This window comes from Blastococcus sp. CT_GayMR16 (assembly GCF_004570875.1).
In the GTDB taxonomy this organism is placed as follows: Bacteria; Actinomycetota; Actinomycetes; order Mycobacteriales; family Geodermatophilaceae; genus Blastococcus_B.
In genome coordinates, this window is sequence record NZ_SPQK01000018.1 from 52,712 (window position 1) to 78,942 (window position 26,231).

Below are 26,231 nucleotides of genomic sequence, written 5' to 3' on the forward strand. Positions count from 1 at the left end.
AAGATCGGCCTCGTGGGCATCGAGGTGACGCGGCGGCAGGTCCTCGACCTCCGGGTGCGCGCGCAGCAGCTGGACCGCCCCTCGGGGACCCTCGCCGACACCGCCGTGCTCGACATCGGGGTCCAGGACACCGGTGCCGACGGCGCGCTGTGGGCGCTGGCGATCCGCGGCGTGGACGCCCCGCCGGCCGGCAAGCTGGCCACCGTCTGGACGATCCGCGGTGCGCCGCACGTCTACCGCCGCAGCGACCTGGCCGCTGTCGCCACCGCCACCGCACCCTTCTCCGACGCGGACGCCGGCAAGCGCATCTTCGACGCGTCCAAGCCCCTGAAGGCAGCGGGCATCCCGAACCTCGCCGGGCTCGACGTGGTCGCCGACGCGATGCGGTCGATCGTCCGCGAGCCGATGGTCAAGGGGGAGATGTCCACGCGGCTGACAGTGGCGCTGCCCGAGCCCTACCTCCGCTTCTGCGTGCCGTGCAACGCCATCCACAGCTACGAGCAGCCGTTCCGCCTCGCTGCCCTGCGCGCCGGACTCGAGCTCGAGCCCGGCACCTCACCCCCGGTGCTGCGGCCGGTGCCCGGGCTGACTCCCGCCGAGGAGGTCCCCGACCGGCTGGACGTCGTCCGCGCGTACCTGCGACTGCTCGGCCCGGCCACGCCGCAGCACGTCGCGGGCTACCTCGACGCCCCGGTCAAGGACATCAAGGCCCGCTGGCCGGCCGACGCCGTCGAGGTGCTGGTGGACGGCGAGCGGCGGTGGCTGCTCGCCGACGACGTGGACCGCCTGGACGACGATCCTGCTCCCGCGACGCGACTGCTCGGCCCCTTCGACCTCTACCTGCAGGCCCGCGACCGGCCGCTGCTGGTGGACGACACCGCCCGCGCCAAGGACCTCTGGCGCGTGCTCGGCCGCCCGGGCGGCGTGCTCGTCGACGGCGAGATCGCCGGCACCTGGCGGGCGCGGAAGTCCGGTTCCGCCGTCGCCGTCTCCGTCGAGCTCTGGAGTCCGGTGCCGCCGGAGAACCGGACCGAGATCGGCGGGCAGGCCGAACGACTGGCCGCGTTCCGGGGCATCTCGCTGAAGAACCTCGAGATCACGGACTGAAGCCGCACCACTTCCCGAGGGGATATCTCATCGCTAAGGTACCGGCATGACTGAGCGCCGGGTCCGCATCGGCATCGACACCGGCGGGACGTTCACCGACGTCGTCGCCGTGGACGAGGAGACCGGTCAGACCACGACCACCAAGACACCGTCCACCCCGGCCGACCCGGCCGAGGGGTTCCTCAACGGCGTCCGCAAGGTCCTGGGCCTGATGGACATCTCCGACGACACAGCCGGGGCGACGATCTCTGCTGTCAGCCACGGGACGACGGTCGCGACCAACCAGCTGCTCGAGGGCAAGCTCGACCGCATCGGGTTCATCACCACCGAGGGCTACGAGTCGGTGCTGGAGATCGCCCGCCAGTCGGTGCCCGACGGGTACGGCAACAGCTACTTCTGGGTCAAGCCGCCGCGGATCGTGCCCGCCGACCTGGTGCGGACCGTGCGCGGCCGGCTCGACCACACCGGCACCGAGGTGCGGCCGTTCGACGCCGACGACGCCCGCGCGGCCGCCCGCTTCTTCAGGGACGCCGGGATCACCACGATCGGCGTCTGCTTCCTGCACGCCTACGCCAACGACGCCCACGAGCAGCAGATGCTCGAGGTCATCCGTACCGAGCACCCCGGCGCCGTGGTGAGCATCTCGAGCGAGGTGCTGCGGGAGTACCGCGAGTACGAGCGCTCGGTCACCACGCTCGTCGACGCCGCGGTGAAGCCCAAGGTGGGCGCCTACGTCACGAACATCCGCACCCGCCTGGACGAGATCGCCCCGGGCGTCCCCTTCTACGTCATGAAGAGCAACGGCGGCGTGCTGTCGGCCGGCGAGGTCGTTCACCAGCCGATCACCACGATGCTGTCCGGCCCCGCCGCCGGCGCGCTCGGCGCCGCGCTGATCGCCGGCACCGCCGGCTTCGACCGGGTGCTCACCTGCGACGGCGGCGGCACCTCGACCGACGTCACGGTCGTCATCGACGGCGAGCCGGCGCTGACCACCGAGGGCTCGGTCGGCGACTTCCCGTCGAAGATCCCGATGATCGACGTCGTCACCGTCGGCGCGGGCGGCGGCTCGATCGCCTGGCTCTCCCCCGAGGGCACGCTCAAGGTCGGCCCCAAGTCGGCCGGCGCCGACCCGGGCCCCATGTGCTACCCGAACGGCGGCGACCAGCCGACCGTCACCGACGCCCACGTCACCCTCGGCCGGATCCCCCCGCACCTGCTGGGCGGGGAGATCCCGCTCTCGGTCGATGCCGCACGCACCGGCCTGGAGCAGCTCGGCGCGAAGCTCGACCTCACGCTGGAGCGCGTCGCCACCGGCATTCTCGAGATCTCCGCCTGGAACCAGGCCAACGCACTGCGCCAGGTCACGGTCGCCAAGGGTCTCGACGTCCGCGACTTCACGCTCACCACGTTCGGCGGCTCCGGCTCGCTGCTGGCCTGCCGGCTGATGGACATCCTCAACCTGCCCCGCACGCTCGTGCCCCCGAACCCGGGCAACGTCAGCGCCTTCGGGCTGCTCACCGTCGACGTCCGCAACGACTACGTGCAGACCGTCGTCAGCAAGCACCTCGACCTCGACCTCGACCGCGTGCAGTCGGTGTTCGGCGAGCTGGAGGGCCGGGCGCAGGGGGCGCTGGACGGCGAGGGCTTCGGCCGCGACGAGCAGCGCATGCAGCGGACGGCGGACCTGCGCTACGTCGGCCAGGCATTCGAGGTGCGCGTGCCGGTCGCCGACGGCGAACTCGACCGTGCCTCGGCGGAGGATGTCGCCCAGGCGTTCCACGCCGCGCACCGCCAGCTCTACGGCTACGACTTCGCCACCGATCCGCGCCAGGCCGTGGAGTGGGTCAACCTGCGCGTGAGCGGGATCGGGCCGATCCGCCGTCCCGACCTGGTGGAGCTCGCACCCAAGGACGGCGGGACGGACCGGGCCGTCACGGGGTCGCGCCGGGTGTTCTTCGACGACTGGATCGAGACGCCCACGTACAACCGGCCCGATCTCGGGCCCGGCGACGTGGTTCCCGGCCCCGCGATCATCGAGGAATTCGGCTCGACCGTCCCGGTGCACCCCGGCTTCGCCGTCACCGTCGACGCCTACGGCAACCTGCTGCTCACGAAGGAGTCGGCCCTGTGACCGAGTCTCAGAAGGTCGATGCCGACCCGGTGCTCGTCGAGATCGTCGCCGGCACGCTGGCGGCCATCGAGAAGGAGGTCGAGACCTCCATCGGCAGGACGTCGAGATCCCCCATGATTCGGGATGCCCACGACTTCCGGGCCGGGATCCACGACCGGCAGTTGCGCAAGCTGACCGGCCGCTCGTACTCGGCGCTCGTGCACCCGATTGTGCGCGACTACCCGATCGAGACGATGAACGTCGGGGACGTCTACTTCCACAACGACGTCTACCTCTCCGAAGGCGGCATCGGCCACCTGCCGGACCTGTGCGTCACGGTGCCGGTGTTCGCGGCCGACGTGGAGACCGGTGACCCCGTGGTCGTCGCGTTCATCCAGGCGTTCGGCCACCACGACGACATCGGCGGCGCCGTCCCCGGCTCGATGCCGTCGGCCGCGACCAGCGTGTACGAGGAGGGCCTGATGGTCCCCCCGATCAAGCTGTGGGACCGCGGCGTGCCCAACGAGTCCGCCCTGAAGATCATGACCCGCAACTCGCGGATGCCCGACTCGCTGGCGGCCGACCTCGACGCGGAGTGCTCGGCCTGCCTGGCCGGTGCACGCCGGCTCGGTGAGCTGTTCGACCGCTACGGCGTGGCGGCTGTCGAGGCCTGCTTCGAGGCGATCCTGTCCAACTCCACCGAGGTCTACCGGCGCGAGATCCTCAGCCAGATCCCGGACGGCACCTACGTCTGGGAGGACTACGCCGAGCACGACGGCGTGGAGGAGCCGCAGCTGCACCGCCAGCGGATCACGCTGATCATGGACTCCACCAAGGACGTCCCGCTGGTCATCGACTTCACCGGCACCGGCCCGCAGGCCAAGGGCCCGATCAACCACTGCGGCGACTACGCCGACGGCAACTTCCTCAAGAAGTGGCTGGCGCCGATCCTGCGCAACCTGGCCGAGACGCCGGAGCGGATGGCCCAGCTCGACGTCAACGAGGGCGTCGTCCCGCTGATCGAGATGCGCTTCCCGGAGAAGGGCACGCTGCTCACGCCGATCTTCCCGGCCCCCACCAACGCCCGGACGTTCGTCATCCTGCGGCTGCTCGGCGTCCTGGCCGGGGTGCTGGCCAAGGCGACCGGCGGCCGGATGCCCGCCGACCAGGAGACGATCCGCTACACCGGCGTCTACGGCACCGACGCAGGCGGCGAGTCCTACCTCATGCGGGAGGTGCTCGGCGGCGGCTCGGGCGGGCGCTACTACGCCGACGGCGAGGACACGATCCACGTCGTCCCCGACTCGCGGAACCTGCCCACCGAGTTCACCGAGGGGCGCTTCCCGCTGCGGGTGGAGCGGCTCGGGCTGGCGCTGGACTCCGGTGGCGCGGGGCGTTACCGCGGTGGCTGCGGCTACGAGAAGCACATCCGCGTGCTGCGCGACGCGCACTTCATGTCGATCGCCGACCGCTCGATCCTCGCCTGCTGGGGCGTCAAGGGCGGCAAGGCCGGGCGGCCGTTCCAGGTCACCGTCGACCCGGGCGGACCGGACGAGCACGACGTCGACGCGCTCGCCGACGCCGAGCCGCTGAAGGCCGGCACGGTCGTCCGCATCCGGACGACGGGTGGCGGCGGCTGGGGCGACCCGCTCGACCGCCCGGTCGACGAGGTGCTGCGCGACATCGCCTGGCGCAAGGTGTCCGTCGAGGGCGCCCGGGCCGACTACGGCGTCGTGGTCACGGACGACGGCACCGCGGACGTCGAGGCGACCGACGCGCTGCGGAACGAGCGGCGGAGCGTCCGCACGGGCGAGGAGCCGTTCTTCGACCGCGGCCCCGGCTACGCCACGCTCTCCGGTGGCGCGACCTTCAACGAGTTCGACGTCCTGTAGCGGTTGCCTCTGCCACGATCGTGCTCTGCTTACAGGTGTAAGCAGAGCACGATCGTCGTCGAGGGCACTGCATGGCCGCACACCCTCTAGCAAGGCAGGCTGATCCCATGAGCGAGCCGCGCGAGGAGAACGACGAGCCGAACCTGCACCCCGGTCCGCGGGACGAAGGCGGGGAGGGCGGCATGGCCACCCGCGAGGTCGCCGCCAAGCGGGAGGACGCCGAGGACGACGACTAGCGGAGTCCCCGGAGGAACTCCGCGGTCCCCGCATCCGCAGGCAGGAACGCCTCGATGCTGAGCTCGGCGGCGGTCAGGTCGACGGCGGTGCCGAACGTCGTCACCGTGCTGAGGAAGCTCAGGACGGCGTCCCCCGCCCGCAGCCGCAGCGGCACCGCGATGCCGTTCGGCGGAGACCGGTCAGCACCTCCGGGCAGCCCCGCGAGCTCCCGGTGGAGCGCGGCCAGCCCGGGGTCAGCGCTGGCGTGGGCCTCCCGCGCCAGCCGGTGCAGCACGTGCGCCCGCCACTGCGGCAGGTTGACGATCCGCGGTGCCAGGCCGTCGGGATGCAGGCTGAGCCGCAGCACGTTCGCCGGCGGCTGCAGCAGCTCCGGGGCCACGCCCTCGGTGAGCGGGGCGATGCCGCGGTTGCCGGCGACGAGGTTCCACGACCGGTCGATGACCACGGCAGGGAACGGCTCGTAGGCGGCCAGCACGAGGTCCAGCGCGGTCCGGACGGCGGACATGTCGGGGTCGTCGAGTCCGCGCCGCCCGTAGGCCGGCGCGAAGCCGGCGGCGAGCAACAGCTCGTTGCGCGCCCGCAGCGGCACCTCCATCTGCTCGGCGAGGTGCAGCACCATCTCCCGGCTGGGCCGCGCGCGGCCCGTCTCGACGAAGCTCAGGTGCCGGCTGGACACCCCGGCGTCGCTGGCCAGATCCAGCTGGCTCAGCCGCCGGCGCTGCCGCCAGTCGCGCAGCAGCTCCCCCACGGCGGGACGCGTTCCGGTGCTGGTCACCCGGCAGACGCTAATTCCACGGCGGCCTGCTGTCGCTTACGCCGGAGGTAATCGACCGGCGCCCATGGCGCGAGCACGGTCGGGACATGACCACTTCCACCGCCGCCGCGAACGCGGCTCGCACCTCCGCCCCTGCGGACGGCCTGCTCCGGCTCGCCCTCCGCCTCGATGCCGCCGTCACCGGCCTGAACGGCGCCGCCTACCTGCTGGCCGCACCGCTCCTGGACAACCCGCTCGGACTGTCGGCGGGACTGCTCCGCGGTACCGGCGTCGTCCTGCTGGTGTTCGCGGGCGCGGTCTGGCTCGTGGGCAGCCGACGCCCGGTGGGCACCGCCGCCGTCCGGACCGTGATCGTCCTGAATGTGCTCTGGGCCGTCGGCAGCGTCGTCCTCGCGCTCACCGACGCCGGCACACCCACTGCCGTCGGCGCGGTCTGGATCGTCCTGCAGGCCGTCGTCGTCACCGCATTCGCCGGCCTGCAGGTCGCCGGCCTGCGTCGCCGTTCCTGACCCACCCCACCCGAAAGAGGAGAGACCCATGACCGCCACGACCGACCTCGCCGACCGCTACCTCGCCGCGTGGAACGCGACCGATCCCGTCGCCCGGCGCACCGCGATCGCCGACCTGGTCACCGACGACGTCCGATACACCGACCCGCTGGTCGAGGCCGAGGGGCGGGAGGCGTTCGACGCCACCGTCGCCGCCGTCCAGGAGCAGTTCCCCGGCTTCGTCTTCCGCCTCGCCGGCCCGGTGAACGCCCACCACGACCAGGTGCGCTTCAGCTGGGAACTGGGGCCGGCCGGGCAGCCGGCGCCCATCGCCGGGTTCGACGTAGCCGTCGTCGACGCCCAGGGCCGCATCCGGACGGTCCTCGGCTTCCTCGACCGGGTCCCGATCGCCGCATGACAGACCGCGGGCCGGTGGGCATCGCCCGCCGGCCCGCGGCTCAGCAGCCGGACGGCGGCGTGAGGGCCGTGCGGAACTCCAGCCGGATGCCGGCGCCGCGGGGGATGAGGACCGCCGTGCCGGTCGCGCGGGTCCAGTCCGCGGCCACGAGCAGGTACTGGTTGCCCGCCTGGCGGATGAGCCGCAGTCCGTCGTACCGGAACCGGTACGCCGCCTCGGGATCGGCGCAGCGCACCTCGGTGACGCCAGTGACGTCGAAACTCATGCTCCGCTCGCTGTAGAGGACCGCGGCCGGCTGGAACGGCAGCGCGCGCTGCAGCTGCTCGGCCCGCCCGATGCCCACGCCGAAGGCGTAGGAGCCCACTGCCCAATACAGGCCGACGCTCACGAGCAGGAACGCCGCACCCCATTCGGCCAGCTCCGAGCTCGCCGACCGGCGAGGGGTGTTCCGCGTGATCCGGACCAGGCGCAGGGCGTACACGACGAGCAGCACCCCGATCGCGAGGCTGATGCCGCCCGCCTCGGAGTCGCCCCAGAACAGCCGGACGCCGGTGAGCAGGTCGAGCAGTGCCAGCACGAGCAGGACCGCGCCGACCAGACCGGCGACCGGGGCGAGGGAGTGCAGGACGCGGTGCCGCTCACCGGTCGAGAGCCGGCTCAGCACGAACCGGTGCAGCCACACCAGCAGCAGGGCCAGGACGCAGGCGCCGGCCAGGGGGACGAACAGCCCGTCGGCGCCGACGATCAGGAAGTCGGTCGTGCTCAGGTCGAGCACCGTGAAGTTGACGCCGAAGTGCCGGAAGTAGCCGGCCGAGTGCAGGCGCCCGAACTGGAAGAGCAGCGCGGTCAGCAGGGTCGCGGGTGCGACCACCTCGCCGGCCACCTTGACCAGCCGGGGCAGTGCCTCCGTCGCGTCGAGCCCGTCGTCGTCCGTCGGGGGTTCCGGCGGCGCCGCCGCGAGGGGAACGTCCTCGACTGCCGTCGCCCCCGAGGACGTGGTCTCCCCGGGAGGCGGGGGCTGCCCGTCGGGGGACGCCTGCGCAGCGGTCTCGGTCGCCGTCATCCGGCGGGTTCCTCGGCCGGCGGGTCCTCCGTGCCGCCCTCGTCGTCGGTGGACTCGTCGGTGCCGTCCTCCTCGCTGGACCCCTCGTCGGTCGTGGACTCGTCGGTCGTGCCCTCCTCGCCCGTGCCCTCCTCGCCCGTGCCCAGCTCCCCGGTCCCCTCGGGCGGGCACGCGAGGACGACGGTCACGGTGGTGCCGCGCTGGATGACCTGGTCCGAGGCGGGCGCCCCCTCGGGACGAGCAGGCGGGTCGTACCGGAAGTCGGACACCCGGCAGAACTCGGCCTCGGGGTCGTCGAACCGCTCCTCGACGAGCGTGCACCGGCCACCACTGCAGTACTCGCGCCCGAACGGCAGGAACTCCTCCGCCGACTGGCCGATCTGCTCGAAGGCCTCGACGTCGAACGGCCCGCCCGGCCGCGCTCCCGCACCCGTCTCCGGGTCCGGCCCGCCCCCGCGCCCGCCACCGCCGTTCTCCCCGGTGGTCGCCGCGTCGGTCCGGACGTCGTCCTGCGACCCGTCGTCCGAGCCGCCGTCGTCGGAGCCACCGTCCTCGGAGCGGTCGTCCTGCTCCGCGGCCGAGGCTGCGGCGGCGTCCGCGGCCTCGTCGACGCCGGTCCCGCTCCCCGCGCAGGAACTCAGCCCCACCGCCAGCAGGAATGCGAAGAGGAGACGCAAGAACGAGGGACGGGTCATGACGACCTCCAGCGGCCGAGGGCCGAGAGGGTCAACGGTTCTCCCGACCTCTGCACCGGTCAAGAGAGATGGGAGCGCCGCCCGGATACATCCGGCCGACGGTCAGTCCTCGATCCGCCAGGAACCCACGATCACGTAGTCGCTGTCGGAGAGCTCCTGCCGCTCCCCCGCCACGAGCGGAACCTGCTTCATGGCTCCGCCCCAGTAACGCAGGATCCGGCCGAGTTCCGCGGCACGGTTCTTCCCGGCGAGTGCGCCGGCCTCCAGGTCGACCTCGAGCACGAATCGCATCGCGTCATCCTGGCCGTCGGCGCCGCCACGGACGAGAGTGCCGCCGCGGTGCCGGCTCGGCGACGACGGGCGCCGGCTCCGGGGCGGGTCTCGTCCGTTCCCAGCCGACGACCAGCGCGTCGGCGTCCACCAGCCCGACCGGAACCACCGGGGGGTCCTGCGGACGGCGCCAGAACAGGCGCACCCGGTCGTTGAAGTCCTCGGCGAGCGCGCGGACCGCCGCCTCCGACCGCAGGCCCTCCGCACGCCGCGGGAGGTCCTCCTTCTCCTTCCGCAGCGCCAGGCCTGGCGGCAGCATCCCGAAGACGTCGAGGTTCTCCTGCCGGGCCTTCTCGATCACCCACGCGACCATCGCGTCCTCGCCGGTTCGGTCCGGCAGGGGCTTGCCCGCGCCGGCCAGGTCGTCGAAGTCGCCCCGCGCGATCCCCCGCGAGATCTGGGCGTCCACCCAGCTCCCGAAGGACACCCCCGGCGGCTTGCGTTCGGTCATCGCGTCCCATCGTGACACCGTTCTGCCAGGCTCCGGGAGTGCGCACGACGAGCAGCCGGCTGACCTACCAGAACCCCTGGATGCGAGTGCGCGAGGACGTGATCGAGCGCGACGACGGTTCGGCCGGCCTGTACGGCGTCGTCGAGCGCCCCGACTTCGCGCTGGTCATCCCTGCCGAGCGGAGCGGCTTCTGGCTGGTCGAGCAGTTCCGCTACCCGCTCGGCCGCAGGTGCTGGGAGTTCCCGCAGGGCACGTGGGGGGAGGGCAAGGACGGCTCGGCGGAAGAGCTGGCCCGTGTCGAACTCGCCGAGGAGACCGGCATCCGGGCCGGCGAGCTGCGCCGGCTCGGCCACCTGGACCTGGCGCCCGGCATCATGACCCAGGGCTTCGACGTCTGGCTCGCCACCGACCTGACCGCCGGTCCTACGGCACGCGAGGCGACCGAGGCCGACATGCTCTCGGCGTTCGTGCCGGAGACGGACCTGCGGGCGATGATCGCCGACGGCCGGTTCACCGACGGGCCGTCACTGGCCGCCTTCAGCCTGCTGTTCCTCGACCGGGGCTGAGTCCGCCGGTCGCGGCTTTGTGATCGCACGGTCCCGATCGGGTGACGCCGCGACGCGCGGTGGTGCACCCGGACGGGCGAGCCAGCAGGCTGTCCGGGTGCCGTTGTCCGTCCCCGGTCTGCCGGGCCTCCCGCCCGAGCTGGCGGGACCCGTGGCGGTACAGCTGGCCAAGCCGGTGGATGCGATCCCCCCGGCGAACGCACTCGTCGGCGGGTGCCTGTACGAGCCCAAGTGGGACGGCTACCGGCTGGTCGTCGTCCGGACCGGCACCTCGACGCGCGTGTGGTCCAAGCAGGGCCGCGACCTGACCGACCGCTTCCCCGACGTCGCCGCCGCCGCGCTGGCGCAGGTGCCGGCCGGCACGGTGCTCGACGGCGAGGTCGTGATCTGGAACGGCTCCCGGCTGGACTTCGGGCTGCTGCAGCAGCGGATGGTCACCGCGGCGGGGCGGATCGGCGCCCTGGTCGCGGCGCACCCGGCGTCCTATGTCGCCTTCGACCTGCTGGCCGCCGGGGGTACCGACCTGCGTGGCCAGCGGCTGTCGCGCCGCCGCGCCGCGCTGGAGGAGCTCTCCGGGCGCTGGGCACCGCCGATGCAGCTGTCACCCGCCACCGCCGACCCGGAGGAGGCCCGGCGCTGGTTCGACGACTTCCGGCCGGCGGGCGTCGAGGGCCTGGTCGCCAAGGGCGCCGGCACCCGCTACGCGCCCGGCCGGCGCGAGTGGCTGAAGGTCAAGTCCTGGGAGACCACCGAGGTGCTGGCCGGCGGGGTCATCGGCCCGATCGACCGGCCCAGCCAGCTCGTCGCCGGGCGCTTCCGCGACGGCGAACTCGTCGTCGTCGGCCGCACCAGTCCGCTCTCCCCGCGCCAGGCCGCCGAGCTCGCCGCCGCGCTGCGCCCCGCCGACGACGACCATCCCTGGCCCGATCGGATCGGCACCGGACGGTTCGGCGGCGGCAGGCTGTCGGTGCCACTGACCCGCGTCGACCCGGGCGTCGTCGTCGAGGTCAGCGCCGACGCGGCGTTGCAGGCCGGCGTCTTCCGGCACCCCCTGCGCTTCGTGCGGGTGCGCCCGGACCTGGAGCCCGGCGACCTCCCGCCGATCCCCTGACCCACACGGGGGTCAGTCCGCCTCAGCGGGCGGTGAGGCCGCGGCGGGTGAGCACCCGCCGCTCGAGCGGGGCGAACACCAGCAGCTCGATCGCCACCCCCACCGCGAGGATCAGCGTGATCGACGTGATGACCAGCGACATCTGGGACAGCTCGCGGCCGATGTTGAGCAGCTGGCCGAGACCCTGACCCAGGTTGGGCGAGTAGGTGATCAGCTCGGCGGCCATGAGCGAGCGCCAGGCGAAGGCCCAGCCCTGGCGGAGACCCCCGAGGTAACCGGGGAGAGCGGCCGGCAGGAGGACGTACCGGATGCGCCCCAGCGCCGAGAGCCCGAGCACGCGGCCGACCCGGTCGAACAGCGGCGGCACCTGCTTCAGGCCGCTCAGCAGGCCGTTGGCGATCGACGGCACCGCGCCCAGGAGGACGACGGTGTAGATGGCGGCGTTGGAGAGCGAGAACCAGATGATCGCCGCGGGCACCCAGGCCACGGACGGCAGGCTCTGCAGCCCGCTGACGATGGGACCGATGGCGGCCCGCAGCCAGCGGCTCCACCACATCGCGAGACCGAGCAGGCTGCCGATCACCAGCGACATCGCGAAGCCCACCGCGCCGCGGCTCAGGCTCGTCCAGATCGCCTCGGCCGCGCTGCCGTCCTGCACGGTCTCCCAGAACTTCTGCGCCACGTCCGCCGGGGACGGGAGCACGTAGGAGGGCTTCAGCTCCGCGAGGTAGGCCAGCTCCCACACCCCGACGAGGAGTGCGAGGAACACGATCGGCGGGAGCACCGAGCGGACGAACCGCTTGCCGAGACCCGGCCCGGCCGGAAGGTCCGGCGACGCGTCGAGGGCGTCGAGCCCGGCCTCCACGTCGCGGTTCTCGACGTCCTGCCGCTCGACGAGGGCCAGGCCCGGCCGCCCCGAGCTGTCGTCACCGGCCATGGCGGCTGATCTCCCGGTGCAGTTCCCGCGTGATCTCGGTGGCCAGCGCGCCCACGCCGGGCGACTCGATCGTGCGGGGGTGCGGCACGTCGACCTGCCACTCGCGCACGACCCGGCCCGGCCGGGAACCGAGCAGAACCACGCGCTGGCCCAGCCGGGCGGCCTCGCGGACGTTGTGCGTCACGAACACGACCGACAGCCCCTGCTCGGCCCACACGCGGGTGAGCTCCTCGTGCAGCACGTCGCGGGTGATCGCGTCGAGCGCGGCGAACGGCTCGTCCATGAGCAGCACCTTGCTGTCCTGGGCCAGTGCCCGGGCCAGCGCCACGCGCTGGCGCATGCCGCCGGAGAGCTCGTGCACCCGCTTGCCGCTGTGCTCCTCGAGGTTGACCACCCGGAGCAGCCGCGCGGCCTCGGCGCGCCGGTCCGCGCGGCCGACGCCCCGGGCCCGCAGGGCGAGCTCGACGTTGCCCGAGGCCGTCAGCCAGGGCAGCAGGGCCGGCTCCTGGAACATCAGCGCCGGCCGCTCGGCGGAGACCGAGATCTGCCCCGAGGTGGGCTTGGTCAGCCCGGCGATGAGGTTGAGCAGCGTCGACTTGCCGCAGCCGGAGGCCCCGACCAGGCACACGAACTCCCCCGCCGCGACCGTGAGGTCCAGACCCTCAAGCACGGGAGGACGCCCGCGCTCGAAGACCTGGGAGACGCCCTCCACGCGCACGGCGGTGGGGAGCGCCGCGGCGACGTTCAGCACATCCCGCTGCTGGACCGGCGCTTCCACCGTGGCTGTTCTCGTGCTCATGTCGAACTCCTGAATCGGGCGGGGAAGCAGGTCACTCGTCGCCGAGGCCGCCGGCCGAGACCGTGTCGAGGCCCTGGTCGTCGAGGATGGCGTTGAGCGGGGTGAGGTCGTAGATGCCGTCGAGGTCGGTCTCTTCGCTGGTGCCGGCGGCGACGCCGTTCTCGGCCGACTGCTTCAGGGCCGACGCGATCGGGTCGTAGGTGACCGTGAGCTCGCCCCAGGCGCGGTCGAGCACCTCGGTGCCGAGCGGCTTGCCACCGGCGGCCTCGAGACCCGCGTTCACCGCGGTCTTCGCGGCAGCGGCGTCACCGGTGGCCAGTTCGACCGCGGCGACGTGCCCGCGCAGCAGGGCCGCGACCGTGTCCGGGTACTGCTCGAGGAACTCGGTGCGCACGATCAGGTGGGTGGTCGTGAACTCGCCGTCGGGCCACAGGTCCTTCTCGTTGACGAGGACGTGGCCGCCTCCCTCGAGCACCAGCCGGGACGCGAAGGGCTCCGGCAGCCAGGCACCGTCGAGCTCGCCGGTCTGGAAGAGGTTGAGGACGTCGGCGTTGGCCGTCGGCGCGATCGTCACGTCGCCGCCGCCGTCGACGCTGTTCTCCAGGCCCTCGTCGGTGAGCCACGTCCGGAGTGCGACGTCCTGCGTGTTGCCCAGCTGGGGGCTGGCGAGCGTGGTGCCCTCCAGGTCGTCGGAGGAGTCGATCCCCTCGCGGACGACGAGCTGCGCGCCGCCGGAGGCCGCGCCGGCGATGATGCGGATGGCGTCGCCGTCGCTCTGCCCGTAGGCGTTGATCGTGGGGCTGGGCCCGATGTAGGCGGCGTCCAGGGCGCCGGCGAACAGTGCCTCGACCTCGTCCGGTCCGGCGTTGAAGACCTGGGTGGTGAGCTTCGTGTCGCCGAGCTCGTCGGCGAACAGGCCCTCGTTGACGCCGATCAGGGCCGCGGCGTGGGTGACGTTGGCGAAGTAGCCCAGGCGGAGCTCGTCGGCGGCCGCCGAGCCCGAGTCGGCGCTGCTCGTGCCGCCGCAAGCGGCCAGGAGGGCGGCGACGGGCACGAGGGGAAGCAGGGACAGCGTGCGGCGGAGCCTCGCGTGATTGAGCAGAGTGCGGTTGGTCGGCATTGTTCCTCGTCGAGGCGAGGGCACGCGGACACGGCGACGGGCTCAGGGCAGGCGTCGACGAGGCCGCGCGCCCGGGATGAAAGGGGCGGCGGTCAGGCCGACGGACAGAGAGCCGAGCTCAGCCAGCCGTGGTCCAGGTGGCGGCAGGCCACGAGGAGGGGCAGCTGAGGCATGGCCGAAGAGTAACTCACATGTTCTGCACCGGGTTAGTGGGGTTTCGCCGTCCGCAGGAGACCTGACTCACATATGGACGGCTCAGGAGTCCTGGGGCACCCGGCCGAGCGCGACGAGGAGGCGCCGCAGCAGGTCGGCCAGTTGGTTCCGCTCGGCGGTCGACAGCCCGTCGAGGAGTTTCCGCTCCGTCTCCAGGTGGTCGGGCAGTGCGGCGTCCAGGGCCTCCCGGCCGGCCGTCGTCAGCGTCACCACGACCGCTCGGCCGTCGGCCTCGCTGCGCTCGCGGGTGATGAGGCCCTTCTCCTCCAGCCGGTCCAGCCGCTGGGTGATCGCGCCCGAGGTCACCAGCGCCGAGCGCATCAGTGCCGTGGGGGTCAGCTGATAGGGCCGGCCCGCCCGGCGCAGCGCCGCCAGGACGTCGAAGGACGGCGCATCGAGCCCGTACCGGGAGAAGGTGGCGCGCTGGGCGAGGAAGACCTCGCGCTGCAGCTGGGTGATCCGCCCGATGATCCCCATCGGCGAGCAGTCCAGATCGGGGCGCTCCCGGCCCCACTGCTCGAGGATCTGGTCGACCGCGTCCTCCACGTCGCTCACCGTAGTTCGCCCACGGCACCGGGGAGTTCCTGATCCGCCAGGTGCTCGGCGAGTGTCCGCGCCGGGCGGCCCAGCAACGACTCCAGGACCCGGGGACTGCCCGTGAACCCGTGCGCCCGGTAGTGGTCGAACATCAGCCGGCTGCAGCGTGCGGCGTAGCCGGCCGGGACCGGTCCGTCCGGGACGGCGTCCACCGCGCGGACCTCTCGGCCCAGCCATGCGCCCAGGCGCTCGGCGATCCGCGGCGCGGTCAGCGGCTCCGGCCCGACGGCCTCGAAGGTCCCGCCGTCCAGCCCGTCCTCGGTGAGCAGGACGGCGGCCGCCTCGGCGACGTCGCTCAGGTCCACCAGTGACTGCGCCTGCGTCAGGCCCCACGGACTGCCGAACGTGCCGGTCGCGGCCACGTCGGCGAGCTGACCGTCAAGGTTGTCCGCGTAGGCGCACGGCTGCAGCACCCGCCAGGTCAGGCCGCTGGCGTCCAGGGCCTCCTCGACCCGGTCCTTCGCCGCGTGGTGCGGCATCGACCGGGCCTGCGGGCGGAGCACCGAGTGGTAGACGACCCGGCCGACGCTCGCGCGCCGCGCCGCGGAGAGCAGTGCCACGGCCCCCGCCGTCTCCGCCGGATCGAAGTTGGGCCAGATCAGGTAGAGGGCGTCGGCTCCGGTCAGCAGCGGCTCGACGGCCGCGGGATCGGTGAGGTCGGTGGCGACGACGTCGGCGCTGAGCGCGGTCAGCTCCGGGCGGGGCTGTGAGCTGCCGACGAGGGCGCGCACCCGCTGGCCCCGGGACCACAGCGCCCGGACGACGGCCGCACCGGTCCGGCCGCCCGCTGCCGTCACCACGATCACCGGGGTACCTCAACAGTGAGAGATCGCCCCCGTCAAGGCGACGCTCGGGAGGTCAGCGCAGGCGCGTGCTCAACCGGACGGAGAGGCCCTGATCGGTGGGCAGCACGTCGACGTGGTCCCAGAGCTTGCGGGCCAGCCATAGCCCCATCCCGCCGAGGGAGAGGTCGAGGCCGTGCGCGGGGGTGAAGCCGCTGAACGGGTCACTGTAGGTGGTGCCCCGGTCGCTGATGACGCAGATGATGCGGTCGCCGTCGGCCCAGACCCGGGCGGAGACCGGCCGGACGCCGTGCCGGAACGCGTTCGCGGCGATCTCGCTGGTCGCCAGGTGGAGGTCCTCCTGCTGGTCGCGGTCCGGGACCAGCGTGGCGAGCACGGCGCCGAGCTGGTGCCGGAGGCCGGCGAGCGTGGGCGCGTTCTCGACGTAGAAGAACGGGTCGCCGTCCTCGACCGGGGCGCGGGGCAGCGGCAGGGATGGGATGTAGACCCCTGGGTCCTGGAAGCCCGCGCTCACCGACCAGGACGTGCCCCGGACCAGCTGCGGATGGGTCGCCGCGGCGCTCTCGACCACCGGACCCGCGAGCCGGCGCCGATCGTAGAGGCAGATCGCCGACACCGGGGCCTCGCCCAGGAGCCGGTTGTAGACGGACTCGAAGCGCTGCCCCTCGCGCCAGTCGGCGGGATCCTCGCCGAAGTCCACCTCGGCCAGGACGCGGAACCGGCCGGACCCGCCGTCCGCTCCGCCGGCGACGGCCCGCTCCAGGTACCGGCGGCACATCGTGAGGGCGTCCGGGGCGCGGGCACCCAGCAGGCTCATCCGGGGCTCGGACTCGATGGCCCGCGCCTGCTCCCCGAGCTCCTTGGCGAGGAGCGCGACCGTGTCGGGGGGGCAGGTGAGGGCGACGAGGTCACCGGCGCGGAGGCCCGCCTCCAGGAAGGGGAGGGCGGCGGCGAGCATCTCGTCCTGGGTGGTGATGATCGCGGCCCCGTGACCGTGGTTCACCACGGCCTGGTCACCGACTGCTTGGGACGTGCGGCGTGACCCGGGCGTCGAACAGTCCGTCGCTGCGCCGTCCACCAGCCCCTCGACCCGTCCACGGCCGGTGGGCTCCAGCCGATAGAACGCTCATTCTGAGACATGCAAGTCAGGAACTCGACACCGGGGCCGACCGGCGTGTCAAGTCAGCGCCGGCTCGCCCAGCCGCGCCGCGCAGGAGGCCGAACCGAGCCAGGTGTGGGGGGCACCCTGGTAGCACCAGCCCAGCCGCGGCCGCCGCGCGCTCACCCACAGGGCCGGGACCCGCTTGTCGCCGGCCCGGGAGCCCAGCAGCGAGAAGCAGTTCCGGCTCCGGAGCACGCCGGGATCGGAGACGAGCACCGCCAGCCCCTCGGGAATCGTCAGCGGTGAGCGGCCGGCAGCGGTCAGCCGGGGCAGGACCTCGGCGGGCGGCAGGTTCAGGGTGTCGGGGCCGGGGTCGACGTCCAGGAGCAGGTACGGGCCGACCGGCACCTCCAGCTCGGGGAGCGGCTGGAACCGGGCGAGGTCGGCGTCGTCCATCGTGGTGAAGCCCGGGCCGCCGACGGTGTGCACGGCCTCCAGCACCGGGACGACCGGCAGGTGGGGCACGACGACGACGAAGGGTATGGCGGTGCCGTCGGTCCCCGGGGGCGGCAGCAGGTCGCGCAGCGGTTCCACCGAGGCGCGGAAACACTGCTCGACCAGGTCGAGCGCCTCGGGCAGACCGGTCGTCACGAGCGCGTCGACCTGGCGGTCGAACTCGAGCTCCGCCTCGGTGGCGACGGCGGCAACGGGGAGCGCGGTCATCAGGTCCCTCTCGTGCTGGGCACGCCGGTGTCTCGCTGCGGGCCGGGCGACGATTCGGCGACCATTCAGGATCCCCCTGGCCGCCGGCCTGCCAGCCTATCCAGCTCCGTGCGCTCCGGACCCCCCGCTGCCCGAACTTCTGCGTCGTCCACCGCCCCGCAGTCCAGCCCGCGCAGCAGGACGCCGGCCAGCGCACGGGCAGTCGCCGGCTCGTCCATGACGCCGCCCGCGGTGCGGTCCAGGTAGGCGGCCAGGCGGCCGGCGGCGGCCGGCAGCGCGGCCCGGAAGAAGGCGTAGGTCGCCGCGTACCGGGTGACGAGCTGGGCCGGGTGCAGGTCCCAGCCCTGGTAGAAGCCGCGCTCCAGGGCCCGGCGCACCAGCCCGGCGTGCAGCTGCCAGGCGGAGTGGACGTGCTCGGTCGGACCGACCGGCAGCACGTTCGTGGACCCGTCCACCGCGTGGGCTCCGGTGCCGGCGACGGCCACCTGCATGACCTGCTTGGCGAAGTCGGCCGCCGGGTGGTCGGAGGCCTGGTGTGCGGCGGCGATCCCGAGGGCCGCGCTGTAGTCATAAGTACCGTAGTGCAGACCGGTCAGGCGGGGTCCGGCGATGTGCACCATCCGCGCGAGCGTCGCGGTGCCGTCGGGCCCCAGCACCGCCTGCGGCGTCTCGACCTGGAGCTCCAGGTCGACGGCCACTCCGTGCGCGGCCTCGAGCGCGTCGAGGACGAACAGGAACGCCTTCACCTGCTCGACGTCGGTGACCTTGGGCAGCGTGACCACGGCCCGGCCCCCGCCCAGACCGGTGAGGAAGAGGTCCAGCGATCGGACGCCGCGGTGACGGGTCGACCCCTCCAGGCACTTGGCGCGGATCCCGACCGACGGTGGTGCCGTGCCCGCGGCGCGTTCGGCCACGATCACGGCGGCCGCGCGCCACACGTCGTCGTCCTCGGCGTCCGGGGCGCCGCGGTAGCCGTCCTCGGCGTCGACCCGCAGGTCCTCGATCGGCTCGGTCGCGAGCTTGAACCGCACCCGGGGCAGCACCTGGTCGAGCATGTCGTCGTCCAGCCCGATGTCGGGCAGCCCGTGCTCGTCGAGCGCGGCCAGGGCGGCGTCCCCCCACGAGGCAGCCAGGCCAGGGACGACGGCGTCGACGGGCACGTAGCAGGTGTGCACCGGTTGCCGCTCCGGCCACTCCCCCGGAAATCTCGTCAGCCGGAGTGCGTCGGTCTTCGTCAGCCGCCGGTCCAGCTCCTCGTAGATCTCCTCGCCGAGCATCAGTCGATCAGCTCGTAGGCGGGCAGCGTCAGGAAGTCGGGGAACTCGTCGGCCAGCGCCACCTGCTCGAACAGCCGCCGGGCGTCGTCCAGGTTCTCCAGCTCCCCGATGCCCTCGACCTCCTCGGCCACGACCCGGCGGACCAGCTCCTCGGTCACCGTCTCCCCGGTGTCCAGCTCGACACCGGCGTGGACCCACTGCCAGAGCTGCGAGCGGCTGATCTCGGCCGTCGCGGCGTCCTCCATCAGGCCGTGGATGCCGACCGCGCCGTTACCGGCCAGCCAGGCCGCCAGGTAGCGCAGCGCCACCTCCACGTTCGCCCGCAGGCCCGCCATCGTCCGGTTCCCCGGGACGCCGGGGACGTCCAGCAGTTGCACCGCGCTGACGTGGACGTCGTCGCGTTGCCGATCGAGCTGGTTGGGGCGCCCGCCGAGGACGTCGTCGAAGACCTCGCGGCAGATCGGCACCAGGTCGGGGTGGGCCACCCACGAACCGTCGAAGCCGTCGCCGGCCTCACGGGTCTTGTCCTCGCGGACCTTCGTGAGCGCCCGCTCGTTGGCCTCGGCGTCCCGCCGGCTGGGGATCGCGGCGGCCATGCCGCCGATCGCCATCGCGCCCCGCCGGTGGCAGACCGCGACGAGCTGCTCGGTGTATGCGCGCATCATCGGCGCGGTCATGGTGACCGCACCCCGGTCGGGCAGCACGAACTCCGGGCCCGCGTCGCGGAAGACCTTGATGACGCTGAACAGGTAGTCCCAGCGGCCGGCGTTGAGGGCGGCGGCGTGGGTGCCCAGCTCGTGCAGCATCTCCTCCATCTCGAACGCGGCCGGGATGGTCTCGATCAGCATCGTGGCGCGGATCGACCCGGCCGGGAGGTCGAGCACCTGCTCGGCGTGGTCGAACACCAGCGCCCACAGCCGCGCCTCGAGGTGACCCTCCATCTTGGGCAGGTAGAAGTACGGCCCGCTGCCGCGCTCGAGCTGCTCGCGCGCGTTGTGGAAGAGGTACAGGCCGGCGTCGACGAACGCGCCTACGGTCGGCTCGCCGTCGACCAGCAGGTGCCGCTCAGGCAGGTGCCAGCCACGCGGGCGGGGCACGATCGTCGGCAGTTCGCCGTCCTCGCGCAGCCGGTACTCCTTGCCGTCGGGGCTGGTGAAGGAGAGCGTCCGGCGGACGGCGTCCTTCAGCACGACCTGCCCGCCGACGACGTTGCGCCAGTGCGGGGTGTTGGCGTCCTCGAGGTCGGCCAGCCAGACGTTCGCGCCGCAGTTGAGCGCGTTGATCGCCATCTTCGGCTCGGTCGGCCCGGTGATCTCCACGCGGCGGTCGACCAGGCCCGGCGGGGGCGGGGGCACCTGCCAGGCGCCCTCGCGGACCGGCGCCGTCTCGGGCCGGAAGTCGATCGTGCGCGCGACGGCGATCTCGGCCCGCCGGACCGCGCGGGCGGCCAGCAGTGCGTCGCGGTGCGCGCCGAACCGGGTCTGCAGATCGGCGACGAACGCCAGCGCCTCCGGGGTCAGGATCTCCTCGCCCCGCTCGACCGCCGGGCCCTCCACACGCACATCAACCACTGCGACGCCCTCCCGATCTCCGCTGGGCTGGCATCCTCTCACCGTGGCCCGCCTCGACGACTTCAACAACGAGCCGGCCGACCGGGCCGTGCAGGCGCTGCGGACCTGCAACGCCGCCCCCCGGTTCGCCGCGGAGCTGGTGGCCGGCCGGCCGTACGCGGACGCCGACACCCTGGTCGCGCGCGCCGAGGAGGTGGCCCGGTCGCTGCCGTGGGACGAGGTGTCGATCGCCCTGGCCGCCCATCCCCGCATCGGTGACCGGCCGGAGGGGTCCTCCGCCGAGGCCGAGGCCTCCCGCCGGGAGCAGAGCTCGATGAACGACGCCGGGGCGCAGACGCGAGCGGCCCTCGTCGACGGGAACCGGACCTACGAGGAGCGCTTCGGCCACGTCTTCCTGATCCGCGCGGCGGGCCGGTCGCCCGACGAGATGCTGGCCGAGCTGCGGCGGCGGCTGGACAACGACGCCGAGGCCGAGCAGGCCGAGGCGACCGAGCAGCTGGCCCAGATCAGCGCCCTCCGCGTGCGGGGGCTCGTCTCATGAGCGTCTCCACGCACGTGCTCGACGCGGTGTCCGGGCGCCCGGCGGCCGGGATCGCCGTCCGGCTGTTCGCCGGTGGGGACCTGCTCGCCGAGGGGGTCACCGACCGCGACGGCCGTTGCCGGCTGACCGACGACGCGACCGGGCTGGGCACCCACCGCCTGGTGTTCGCGACCGGCCCGTGGTTCGCCGAACAGGCGCGCGAGGCCTTCTATCCGGAGGTCGTGCTCACCTTCGCCGTCCAGGAGCCCGCCGAGCACCACCACGTGCCACTCCTGCTCAGCCCGTTCGCGTACTCGACGTACCGGGGCAGCTAGCGGCCCCCTGCAGGGTCCCGCCGCGAGCTTGCGAGGGGTGGGGGGCAGGGGTCCAATCTGTGCAACAGTGCCGCGCATGGCGATCGTGCTCGGGCCCAATCAGTACGGAAAGGCGGAGGTCCGCGTCGTCGCGGTCGACCGCAGCTCATCCCGGCACACGCTGGTCGACCTCAATGTCAGCTCCAGTCTGCGCGGCGACTTCGCCGCCGCGCACACGGTCGGCGACAACAGCCACGTGCTGACGACGGACGCGCAGAAGAACACGGTCTTCGCATTCGCCCGCGAGGGTGTCGGCTCACCCGAGGAGTTCGGCCTTCGCCTGGCGCGGCACTTCGTGGGCTCCTACGACTGGATCACCGGCGCGCGGGTGGCCGTCGAGTCCTACGGCTGGGACCGGATCGCGGTCGGCGGGCAGCCGCACGACCACGCGTTCTCCCGCAACGGCAGCGAGGTGCGGACGGCGGTGGTCACCGTCGACGGGGACGACGCCCACGTCATCGCCGGGCTCACCGACCTCGTCGTCCTCAAGACCACCGGCTCGGAGTTCTGGGGCTTCCCCCGCGACCGGTACACGACGCTGGCCGAGACGAACGACCGGATCCTGGCGACCGCGGTGACGGCGCGCTGGCGCTACACGGGCACCGACGTCGACTTCGACGGCACGCATGCCGCCGTCCGGACGGCGCTGCTGGAGACGTTCGCCTCGACGCACTCCCTCGCCCTGCAGCAGTCGCTGTACGCGATGGGGAAGGCCGCGCTCGAGCAGAACCCGCCCGTCGCCGAGATCAGGATGTCGATGCCGAACAAGCACCACTTCCTGCAGGACCTGTCCGCGTTCGGCCTGGACAACACCCCGGACGGCACCGGCGCGGTCGTCTATCACGCCGACGACCGCCCCTACGGGCTGATCGAGGGCGCAGTGGTGCGGGACGACGTGGCGCCGGCCGACGTCGCCTGGCAGGACACCCCCGGCTTCTGCTGAGGGCGCTCAGCGGAAGCGCTCGACGAAAGACTCGAGTGTGAGGCCGGACATCACCAGAACCACCAGGCTCACGATGACGACCACGACGTACACGACGTTCCGCACGACAGCGGCCAAGTCCTCCATGGTGCGAACGACCGGATCGAGACGCCCCGTTCGTCCCGCGGTCGCGGGGACCTCCCCTAGACCTCTCATCTGAAGCCAGCCGCGCAGACGCTCCACTCCGGCATAGGGGTCGGGACAGGCTGCGATTCGCGCGCTCTGCTGGACCAAGGAACGAAGAGTCTGCGCCGCCTGCGGGCGCGTGGCCTGCTGAAGGTGAGCGATCAAGAGGCACTCACCTAGCCGAGCACAGTTGATGACGTACTCGGCGCGAACGGACACCGGCAGGCGTCTGCTACGTCGGCGACTGGCCAACCGAAGCAGGGAGGCTGCCCGGCGGCCCGGCACGCCGGCAGTGTGGGGCAGGCGGTGTCGACGTGACTCTGCGATAGCCAGGTCCGCGAGCGCAATCTCCGGGCTGATCTGCTGTTGTAGCCAGGCGGCCCCGACACCTACGAGGGCGACGAGGGAAAACCCGAGTTCGATATACGGCAAAGGTGTCGGCTCCTGCATCCCGGGGCGCGATTCCCACAATTGTTGAAAGAGGGCCACCGCCGCGGGCAGGACCGCAAGGAAGAACCAGAGTTGGTCATATGACCGCAGAGGCGCCTGGCGGGTCAGCATCCGGGCCAATTGCTGCCGCTCGCCGTGAGTGGCAGCCCAGTCCGCCGAATCAAGCAGCGCCGATCCATGTCGCCCGCGCCGGACCGTGAAAGTCGCGTGAGCGGCCGCGAGCGCGAGACCGACTCCAGCGCCCAGGGTCCGCCACCACACTGTTGGGGCGAGGCCGCTGTACGCGTACGCCTGAATGGCTCCTAGGAATGCCGGACCGGAAACCAGAAGCAGGCCAGCGCAGGCCCAGGTTAGAGCCGAGAGAGACGCCTGGACGAGACGCCCCGATTTCGAGAACGGCCGCGATGTCAACAGCCACAGCATCAGCCGCTCGGCCAAGCGCGTCGACACGACCGCGGGAATCACCAGTACCCCGCCGATGACGATCGCCACAAGGACTTGACTCAGCAGTTCCCCAAGGCCCATCCGACGAGGATCACATCCAGGGAGTGCCAGTCAGGATGACGCGCCGAGGCGGCCCGTCACCGGTGTTCTTGCGATTCTTCTTGCGATTCCTAGGGGTCGACCCCTTGCGCCCGCCCAATCCCCTCGACGCCGACGCCGCCCAGCAGCACCACGGCGTGGATCCGGACGTCGGCGGCGTGCTCGTCGTGCGTGCGCTGGACGGTCCCGTCGGCGCCCATGCCGCCGATGCCCCGGAACTCCCACCAGACGCGCCAGTCGGCGGGCACGCGCACCGCGAGGCCGGCCATCATCGCGTTCACGGTGACGTCGATGCCGGTGGCCGGCCGGGGGATGCCGGTCAGGTCGATCTCGGCGCCGGCCATGGCGAGGTCGACGCGCACCCGCGACAGCCCGGGGTTGTGCGGGCGCAGCTCGAGTCCGAAGTGGGTCAGCACCCGGCGGATGCTCGTCGAGCTCTCGTCGCCCTCGTTCTTCCGCCACGCCGTCAGCCATCCGGCCGCGGCCACCACCGCCTGGAAGGCGAACCAGCCGGCCACCCAGGGGCGCACCTGCCGGACGATGCGCACGTGCCTGCGGTTCGCCATGGCCCCAGCCTGCCCTCCCCCGGGCCCACTGCCCAGCCCACTCCCTGCGACCATCAGCGACCGTGGCCGACGAGCGCGAGACGCTGACCTACGAGCTGTTCGGCACCGCGAGCCGGGAGCTGGCCCAGCAGGTCGTGGACGACGGCTACGAGCCCGACCTCATCCTGTCGATCGCCCGCGGCGGGCTCTTCCTTGCCGGGTCGCTCGGCTACGCCCTGGACGTGAAGAACCTCTTCGTGATGAACGTGGAGTTCTACACCGGCGTCGACGAGCGCCTCGACCTGCCGGTGGTCCTGCCGCCGACGCTGGACCGGGTCGACCTCACCGGTGCGAACGTCCTGGTCGCCGACGACGTCGCCGACACCGGGAAGACGCTGGAGCTGGTCCGCGACTTCTGCTCCGGCTACGTCTCCGAGGTCCGGACGGCGGTCATCTACGAGAAGCCGCAGTCGGTGGTCCAGTGCGACTACGTGTGGCGCCGCACCGACCGCTGGATCAACTTCCCGTGGTCGACGCTCCCGCCGGTGGTCCGCCGCAGCGACCGCCCGGCATGAAAGCGGCGGCGGTGGGAAGCCCCCCACCGCCGCCGTCTCTCAGGTCGCTCCGATAGCGCGTCAGTACCGGAATCTCGCGACCGAGCTGTTGAGCGAGGTCGCCATGCGAGCGACCTCGTCGATGGCGGCCTGCGCGTCGTTCATCGCGCTGGTCGTGGAGCTGGTGGCCGTGGCGACCGCGTCGATGTTCTCCGCGATCTGACTGGCCGAGTGCGCCGCCTCGGCGACGTTGCGGTTCATCTCCGTCGTCGTCGCGGTCTGCTCCTCGACGGCGGCGGCGATGGTGCTCTGGGAGTCGTTGATCAGGGCGATGATCGAGGAGATCTCCCCGATGGCCGTGATCGCACCCTCGGTGTCGCTCTGGATGGCCTGCACCCGGGCGGTGATGTCCTGGGTGGCCTTGGCCGTCTCCTGGGCCAGCTCCTTGACCTCGTTGGCGACCACGGCGAAGCCCTTGCCGGCCTCCCCGGCGCGGGCCGCCTCGATGGTGGCGTTGAGCGCGAGCAGGTTGGTCTGCTCGGCGATGCTCGTGATGACCTTCACGACGCTGGCGATCTCGAGCGAGGACTCGCCCAGCTTGGCCACGGTCGCGGTGGTGTTGTCGGCGGCGTGGACGGCCTGCGCGGCGACGCGGGAGACCTCGGAGGCGTTCTGCGCGATCTCGCGGATCGAGGCACCCATCTGCTCCGACCCTGCCGACACCGTCTGCACGTTCGTCGAGACCTGGACGGCCGCGCTGGCGACGATGCCGCTCTGGACCGAGGACTCGTCGGCCAGCCGCGTCATGTCCTGCGCGCTGGCGGAGAGCTCCTCGGTGGCCGAGGCCAGCGTCGTCGAGCTGTCGCCGATGGCGGTCATGACCTCCCGCACGTTGGCCATCGAGACCTCGAGGGCGGCCGCCATCTGGCCGACCTCGTCCTTGCTCTCCACCCCGGAGGTGGCGCGCAGGTCGCCGTCGGCCAGCGCCGTCAGCACCGCACCGACCTTGCGGAGCGGTCGCACGACGGAGCTGGTGACGATCCAGCCGAGCAGGGCCAGCACCAGGACGCCGACGGCGGCGACGATGATCGCGAGCGTGATGGCGGTGTGCCGCTGCTCCGTCGTGGCCTGCACCGCGTCCGCCGCGGCGGACTCGACGGCCGCACCCACGGTGGGGAGTTCGTCCTCGAGGGTGGAGAACGTCTGCAGGAAGTCCGGGTAGGCCGCGCCGGCCTGGGACGGGTTCCGGGCGATGGTGGTCATGATCGCGTCGGCCGAGGTGAGGTACTGCTCGACGGTCGGGGTCACGGCCTCGACGGCGGCGGCCACGTCGGTGCTGATGTGCTCGTCGGCCACGGTCGCGAGGATCTCGCGGAAGTTGGCGGAGTGGTCGGCGAGGTCGGTGGCCGCGGACTGGTACTGGGGACCCACCGGGTTGAGCAGCGCCTGGAGGACGTCGGCCCGGACGGCGTCGTGCATCATGTCCGCCTCAAGCGCCTGGCCGGTCGCCTCGGTGGTGGCGAGCAGTTCCTCGGCGCGGTCCCCGGTGCCCTGGAGCGCCTGGACGGTGATGACTGCGAAGACCCCCAATGCGACCGTCCCGGTCGCCACGAGAGCGGCGAGCTTCACGCCCAGGGGGCGGTCGGACCAAAGCGAGTGCGCCATCGAAGTTCTCCATCGGGGCCGTTCCATCCGATGGAATCCCACCGTTGCCCCGAACTTCGGCCGCTCGCTGGAGCGACTACAGCGGAA

29 protein-coding genes are annotated in these 26,231 nt (G+C 72.5%); 12 read left to right on the top strand and 17 right to left on the bottom strand.

Annotated elements, in window-relative coordinates; translation table 11 throughout:
* The first annotated feature begins 12 nt into the window (after nt 1–12).
* From E4P38_RS17435 to E4P38_RS23905, 4 genes are all read left to right on the top strand, one after another.
* The gene (locus E4P38_RS17435; protein WP_135133222.1) at nt 13–1,107 is read left to right on the top strand and encodes a winged helix DNA-binding domain-containing protein; all 1,095 of its coding nucleotides are present in this window, start codon (nt 13–15) and stop codon (nt 1,105–1,107) included.
* A 46-nt stretch (nt 1,108–1,153) separates the two neighbouring features.
* Nucleotides 1,154–3,238, top strand: a complete 2,085-nt coding sequence (locus E4P38_RS17440; RefSeq protein WP_135133223.1) for a hydantoinase/oxoprolinase family protein — start codon at nt 1,154–1,156, stop codon at nt 3,236–3,238.
* Entirely contained in the window at nt 3,235–5,109 is a 1,875-nt protein-coding gene (locus E4P38_RS17445) for a hydantoinase B/oxoprolinase family protein (RefSeq protein WP_135133224.1), read from the top strand. The genes E4P38_RS17440 and E4P38_RS17445 overlap by 4 nt, the downstream gene beginning before the upstream one ends.
* Nucleotides 5,110–5,216: 107 nt before the next feature.
* Nucleotides 5,217–5,345, top strand: coding sequence for a hypothetical protein (locus E4P38_RS23905; RefSeq protein ID WP_280791095.1), 129 nt, complete (start codon nt 5,217–5,219; stop codon nt 5,343–5,345).
* On the opposite strand, the gene E4P38_RS17450 is transcribed toward E4P38_RS23905, so the two are convergent.
* On the bottom strand, nt 5,342–6,121 hold the full coding sequence (locus tag E4P38_RS17450) for a helix-turn-helix transcriptional regulator (protein WP_245161106.1): 780 nt from the start codon (nt 6,119–6,121) through the stop codon (nt 5,342–5,344). The two genes, E4P38_RS23905 and E4P38_RS17450, sit on opposite strands and share 4 nt — an antisense overlap.
* Before the next feature lie 86 nt (nt 6,122–6,207).
* Here E4P38_RS17450 and E4P38_RS17455 point away from each other — a divergent pair, with 86 nt between their 5' ends.
* Both E4P38_RS17455 and E4P38_RS17460 read left to right on the top strand, forming a co-directional pair.
* Nucleotides 6,208–6,630, top strand: a complete 423-nt coding sequence (locus E4P38_RS17455; protein WP_135133226.1) for a hypothetical protein — start codon at nt 6,208–6,210, stop codon at nt 6,628–6,630.
* A 28-nt stretch (nt 6,631–6,658) separates the two neighbouring features.
* The gene (locus tag E4P38_RS17460) at nt 6,659–7,027 is read left to right on the top strand and encodes a nuclear transport factor 2 family protein (protein WP_135133227.1); all 369 of its coding nucleotides are present in this window, start codon (nt 6,659–6,661) and stop codon (nt 7,025–7,027) included.
* A 40-nt stretch (nt 7,028–7,067) separates the two neighbouring features.
* Here the strand turns inward: E4P38_RS17460 and E4P38_RS17465 are convergent, their stop codons facing one another.
* The 4 genes from E4P38_RS17465 to E4P38_RS17480 form a co-directional block, all read right to left on the bottom strand.
* Entirely contained in the window at nt 7,068–8,090 is a 1,023-nt protein-coding gene (locus E4P38_RS17465) for a hypothetical protein (RefSeq protein ID WP_135133228.1), read from the bottom strand.
* Nucleotides 8,087–8,785: a hypothetical protein gene (locus tag E4P38_RS17470; RefSeq protein WP_135133229.1), complete on the bottom strand. Its 699-nt coding sequence runs from the start codon at nt 8,783–8,785 to the stop codon at nt 8,087–8,089. Before E4P38_RS17470 ends, E4P38_RS17465 begins: the two co-directional genes overlap by 4 nt.
* Nucleotides 8,786–8,887: 102 nt before the next feature.
* On the bottom strand, nt 8,888–9,076 hold the full coding sequence (locus tag E4P38_RS17475) for a hypothetical protein (RefSeq protein ID WP_135133230.1): 189 nt from the start codon (nt 9,074–9,076) through the stop codon (nt 8,888–8,890).
* A gap of 4 nt (nt 9,077–9,080) precedes the next feature.
* Nucleotides 9,081–9,566 carry a DUF1992 domain-containing protein gene (locus tag E4P38_RS17480; RefSeq protein ID WP_135133231.1) on the bottom strand — a complete coding sequence of 162 codons (486 nt, stop codon included), beginning with the start codon at nt 9,564–9,566 and terminating at the stop codon, nt 9,081–9,083.
* A 38-nt stretch (nt 9,567–9,604) separates the two neighbouring features.
* Here E4P38_RS17480 and E4P38_RS17485 point away from each other — a divergent pair, with 38 nt between their 5' ends.
* Both E4P38_RS17485 and E4P38_RS17490 read left to right on the top strand, forming a co-directional pair.
* Nucleotides 9,605–10,132, top strand: coding sequence for an NUDIX hydrolase (locus E4P38_RS17485; RefSeq protein WP_135133232.1), 528 nt, complete (start codon nt 9,605–9,607; stop codon nt 10,130–10,132).
* 97 nt (nt 10,133–10,229) lie between these two features.
* Nucleotides 10,230–11,243 carry an ATP-dependent DNA ligase gene (locus E4P38_RS17490; protein ID WP_135133233.1) on the top strand — a complete coding sequence of 338 codons (1,014 nt, stop codon included), beginning with the start codon at nt 10,230–10,232 and terminating at the stop codon, nt 11,241–11,243.
* Nucleotides 11,244–11,265: 22 nt separating this feature from the next.
* Here E4P38_RS17490 and E4P38_RS17495 read toward each other — a convergent pair whose 3' ends face one another.
* From E4P38_RS17495 to aceB, 9 genes are all read right to left on the bottom strand, one after another.
* Nucleotides 11,266–12,180: an ABC transporter permease gene (locus tag E4P38_RS17495; protein ID WP_135133234.1), complete on the bottom strand. Its 915-nt coding sequence runs from the start codon at nt 12,178–12,180 to the stop codon at nt 11,266–11,268.
* Nucleotides 12,170–12,979, bottom strand: coding sequence for an ABC transporter ATP-binding protein (locus tag E4P38_RS17500; RefSeq protein ID WP_135133235.1), 810 nt, complete (start codon nt 12,977–12,979; stop codon nt 12,170–12,172). The genes E4P38_RS17495 and E4P38_RS17500 overlap by 11 nt, the downstream gene beginning before the upstream one ends.
* A gap of 31 nt (nt 12,980–13,010) precedes the next feature.
* A complete protein-coding gene (locus E4P38_RS17505) occupies nt 13,011–14,099 on the bottom strand; it encodes an ABC transporter substrate-binding protein (protein ID WP_135133236.1) in 1,089 nt (362 codons plus the stop codon).
* A gap of 255 nt (nt 14,100–14,354) precedes the next feature.
* Nucleotides 14,355–14,858 (bottom strand): MarR family transcriptional regulator, encoded by a 504-nt coding sequence (locus E4P38_RS17510; RefSeq protein ID WP_135133237.1) that lies wholly within the window; start codon nt 14,856–14,858, stop codon nt 14,355–14,357.
* A gap of 5 nt (nt 14,859–14,863) precedes the next feature.
* Entirely contained in the window at nt 14,864–15,715 is an 852-nt protein-coding gene (locus E4P38_RS17515) for an NmrA family NAD(P)-binding protein (protein ID WP_135133238.1), read from the bottom strand.
* A 52-nt stretch (nt 15,716–15,767) separates the two neighbouring features.
* Nucleotides 15,768–16,715, bottom strand: coding sequence for a sensor histidine kinase (locus tag E4P38_RS17520; protein ID WP_135133239.1), 948 nt, complete (start codon nt 16,713–16,715; stop codon nt 15,768–15,770).
* Nucleotides 16,716–16,889: 174 nt separating this feature from the next.
* Nucleotides 16,890–17,537, bottom strand: a complete 648-nt coding sequence (locus tag E4P38_RS17525) for a DUF5701 family protein (RefSeq protein WP_135133240.1) — start codon at nt 17,535–17,537, stop codon at nt 16,890–16,892.
* Nucleotides 17,538–17,602: 65 nt separating this feature from the next.
* A complete protein-coding gene (locus E4P38_RS17530) occupies nt 17,603–18,814 on the bottom strand; it encodes an aldolase (protein ID WP_135133241.1) in 1,212 nt (403 codons plus the stop codon).
* Entirely contained in the window at nt 18,814–20,385 is a 1,572-nt protein-coding gene (gene aceB / locus E4P38_RS17535; RefSeq protein WP_135133242.1) for a malate synthase A, read from the bottom strand. The genes E4P38_RS17530 and aceB overlap by 1 nt, the downstream gene beginning before the upstream one ends.
* A gap of 43 nt (nt 20,386–20,428) precedes the next feature.
* Here aceB and uraD point away from each other — a divergent pair, with 43 nt between their 5' ends.
* The 3 genes from uraD to pucL all read left to right on the top strand — a co-directional run bounded on the left by uraD (nt 20,429) and on the right by pucL (nt 22,222).
* Nucleotides 20,429–20,926, top strand: a complete 498-nt coding sequence (uraD, locus tag E4P38_RS17540) for a 2-oxo-4-hydroxy-4-carboxy-5-ureidoimidazoline decarboxylase (protein WP_135133243.1) — start codon at nt 20,429–20,431, stop codon at nt 20,924–20,926.
* The gene (gene uraH, locus E4P38_RS17545) at nt 20,923–21,240 is read left to right on the top strand and encodes a hydroxyisourate hydrolase (RefSeq protein ID WP_135133244.1); all 318 of its coding nucleotides are present in this window, start codon (nt 20,923–20,925) and stop codon (nt 21,238–21,240) included. Before uraD ends, uraH begins: the two co-directional genes overlap by 4 nt.
* A 76-nt stretch (nt 21,241–21,316) precedes the next feature.
* Nucleotides 21,317–22,222, top strand: coding sequence for a factor-independent urate hydroxylase (pucL, locus tag E4P38_RS17550; RefSeq protein WP_135133245.1), 906 nt, complete (start codon nt 21,317–21,319; stop codon nt 22,220–22,222).
* Between the two features lie 6 nt (nt 22,223–22,228).
* Here the strand turns inward: pucL and E4P38_RS17555 are convergent, their stop codons facing one another.
* Both E4P38_RS17555 and E4P38_RS17560 read right to left on the bottom strand, forming a co-directional pair.
* Nucleotides 22,229–23,329 (bottom strand): hypothetical protein, encoded by a 1,101-nt coding sequence (locus E4P38_RS17555; protein WP_135133246.1) that lies wholly within the window; start codon nt 23,327–23,329, stop codon nt 22,229–22,231.
* 122 nt (nt 23,330–23,451) lie between these two features.
* Nucleotides 23,452–23,946, bottom strand: coding sequence for a hypothetical protein (locus tag E4P38_RS17560; protein WP_135133247.1), 495 nt, complete (start codon nt 23,944–23,946; stop codon nt 23,452–23,454).
* A gap of 62 nt (nt 23,947–24,008) precedes the next feature.
* On the opposite strand from E4P38_RS17560, the gene E4P38_RS17565 reads away from it, so the two are divergent.
* Nucleotides 24,009–24,500, top strand: a complete 492-nt coding sequence (locus E4P38_RS17565; RefSeq protein ID WP_135133248.1) for a phosphoribosyltransferase — start codon at nt 24,009–24,011, stop codon at nt 24,498–24,500.
* Nucleotides 24,501–24,560: 60 nt separating this feature from the next.
* On the opposite strand, the gene E4P38_RS17570 is transcribed toward E4P38_RS17565, so the two are convergent.
* Complete coding sequence (locus E4P38_RS17570; RefSeq protein ID WP_135133249.1) at nt 24,561–26,144, bottom strand: methyl-accepting chemotaxis protein; 1,584 nt, start codon at nt 26,142–26,144, stop codon at nt 24,561–24,563.
* Between the last annotated feature and the right edge of the window lie 87 nt (nt 26,145–26,231).

Bases quoted from the DNA above. Each gene is read 5' to 3' on its own strand.
- E4P38_RS23905 (WP_280791095.1), top strand. From the start codon at position 5,217: ATGAGCGAGCCGCGCGAGGAGAACGACGAGCCGAACCTGCACCCCGGT.
- E4P38_RS17560 (WP_135133247.1), bottom strand. From the start codon at position 23,946: ATGGCGAACCGCAGGCACGTGCGCATCGTCCGGCAGGTGCGCCCCTGG.
- E4P38_RS17570 (WP_135133249.1), bottom strand. From the start codon at position 26,144: ATGGCGCACTCGCTTTGGTCCGACCGCCCCCTGGGCGTGAAGCTCGCC.
- E4P38_RS17440 (WP_135133223.1), top strand. From the start codon at position 1,154: ATGACTGAGCGCCGGGTCCGCATCGGCATCGACACCGGCGGGACGTTC.
- E4P38_RS17480 (WP_135133231.1), bottom strand. From the start codon at position 9,566: ATGACCGAACGCAAGCCGCCGGGGGTGTCCTTCGGGAGCTGGGTGGAC.
- E4P38_RS17500 (WP_135133235.1), bottom strand. From the start codon at position 12,979: ATGAGCACGAGAACAGCCACGGTGGAAGCGCCGGTCCAGCAGCGGGAT.
- E4P38_RS17470 (WP_135133229.1), bottom strand. From the start codon at position 8,785: ATGACCCGTCCCTCGTTCTTGCGTCTCCTCTTCGCATTCCTGCTGGCG.
- E4P38_RS17465 (WP_135133228.1), bottom strand. From the start codon at position 8,090: ATGACGGCGACCGAGACCGCTGCGCAGGCGTCCCCCGACGGGCAGCCC.
- E4P38_RS17455 (WP_135133226.1), top strand. From the start codon at position 6,208: ATGACCACTTCCACCGCCGCCGCGAACGCGGCTCGCACCTCCGCCCCT.
- E4P38_RS17460 (WP_135133227.1), top strand. From the start codon at position 6,659: ATGACCGCCACGACCGACCTCGCCGACCGCTACCTCGCCGCGTGGAAC.
- E4P38_RS17495 (WP_135133234.1), bottom strand. From the start codon at position 12,180: ATGGCCGGTGACGACAGCTCGGGGCGGCCGGGCCTGGCCCTCGTCGAG.
- pucL (WP_135133245.1), top strand. From the start codon at position 21,317: ATGGCGATCGTGCTCGGGCCCAATCAGTACGGAAAGGCGGAGGTCCGC.
- E4P38_RS17505 (WP_135133236.1), bottom strand. From the start codon at position 14,099: ATGCCGACCAACCGCACTCTGCTCAATCACGCGAGGCTCCGCCGCACG.
- E4P38_RS17475 (WP_135133230.1), bottom strand. From the start codon at position 9,076: ATGCGATTCGTGCTCGAGGTCGACCTGGAGGCCGGCGCACTCGCCGGG.
- E4P38_RS17530 (WP_135133241.1), bottom strand. From the start codon at position 18,814: ATGCTCGGCGAGGAGATCTACGAGGAGCTGGACCGGCGGCTGACGAAG.
- E4P38_RS17525 (WP_135133240.1), bottom strand. From the start codon at position 17,537: ATGACCGCGCTCCCCGTTGCCGCCGTCGCCACCGAGGCGGAGCTCGAG.
- uraH (WP_135133244.1), top strand. From the start codon at position 20,923: ATGAGCGTCTCCACGCACGTGCTCGACGCGGTGTCCGGGCGCCCGGCG.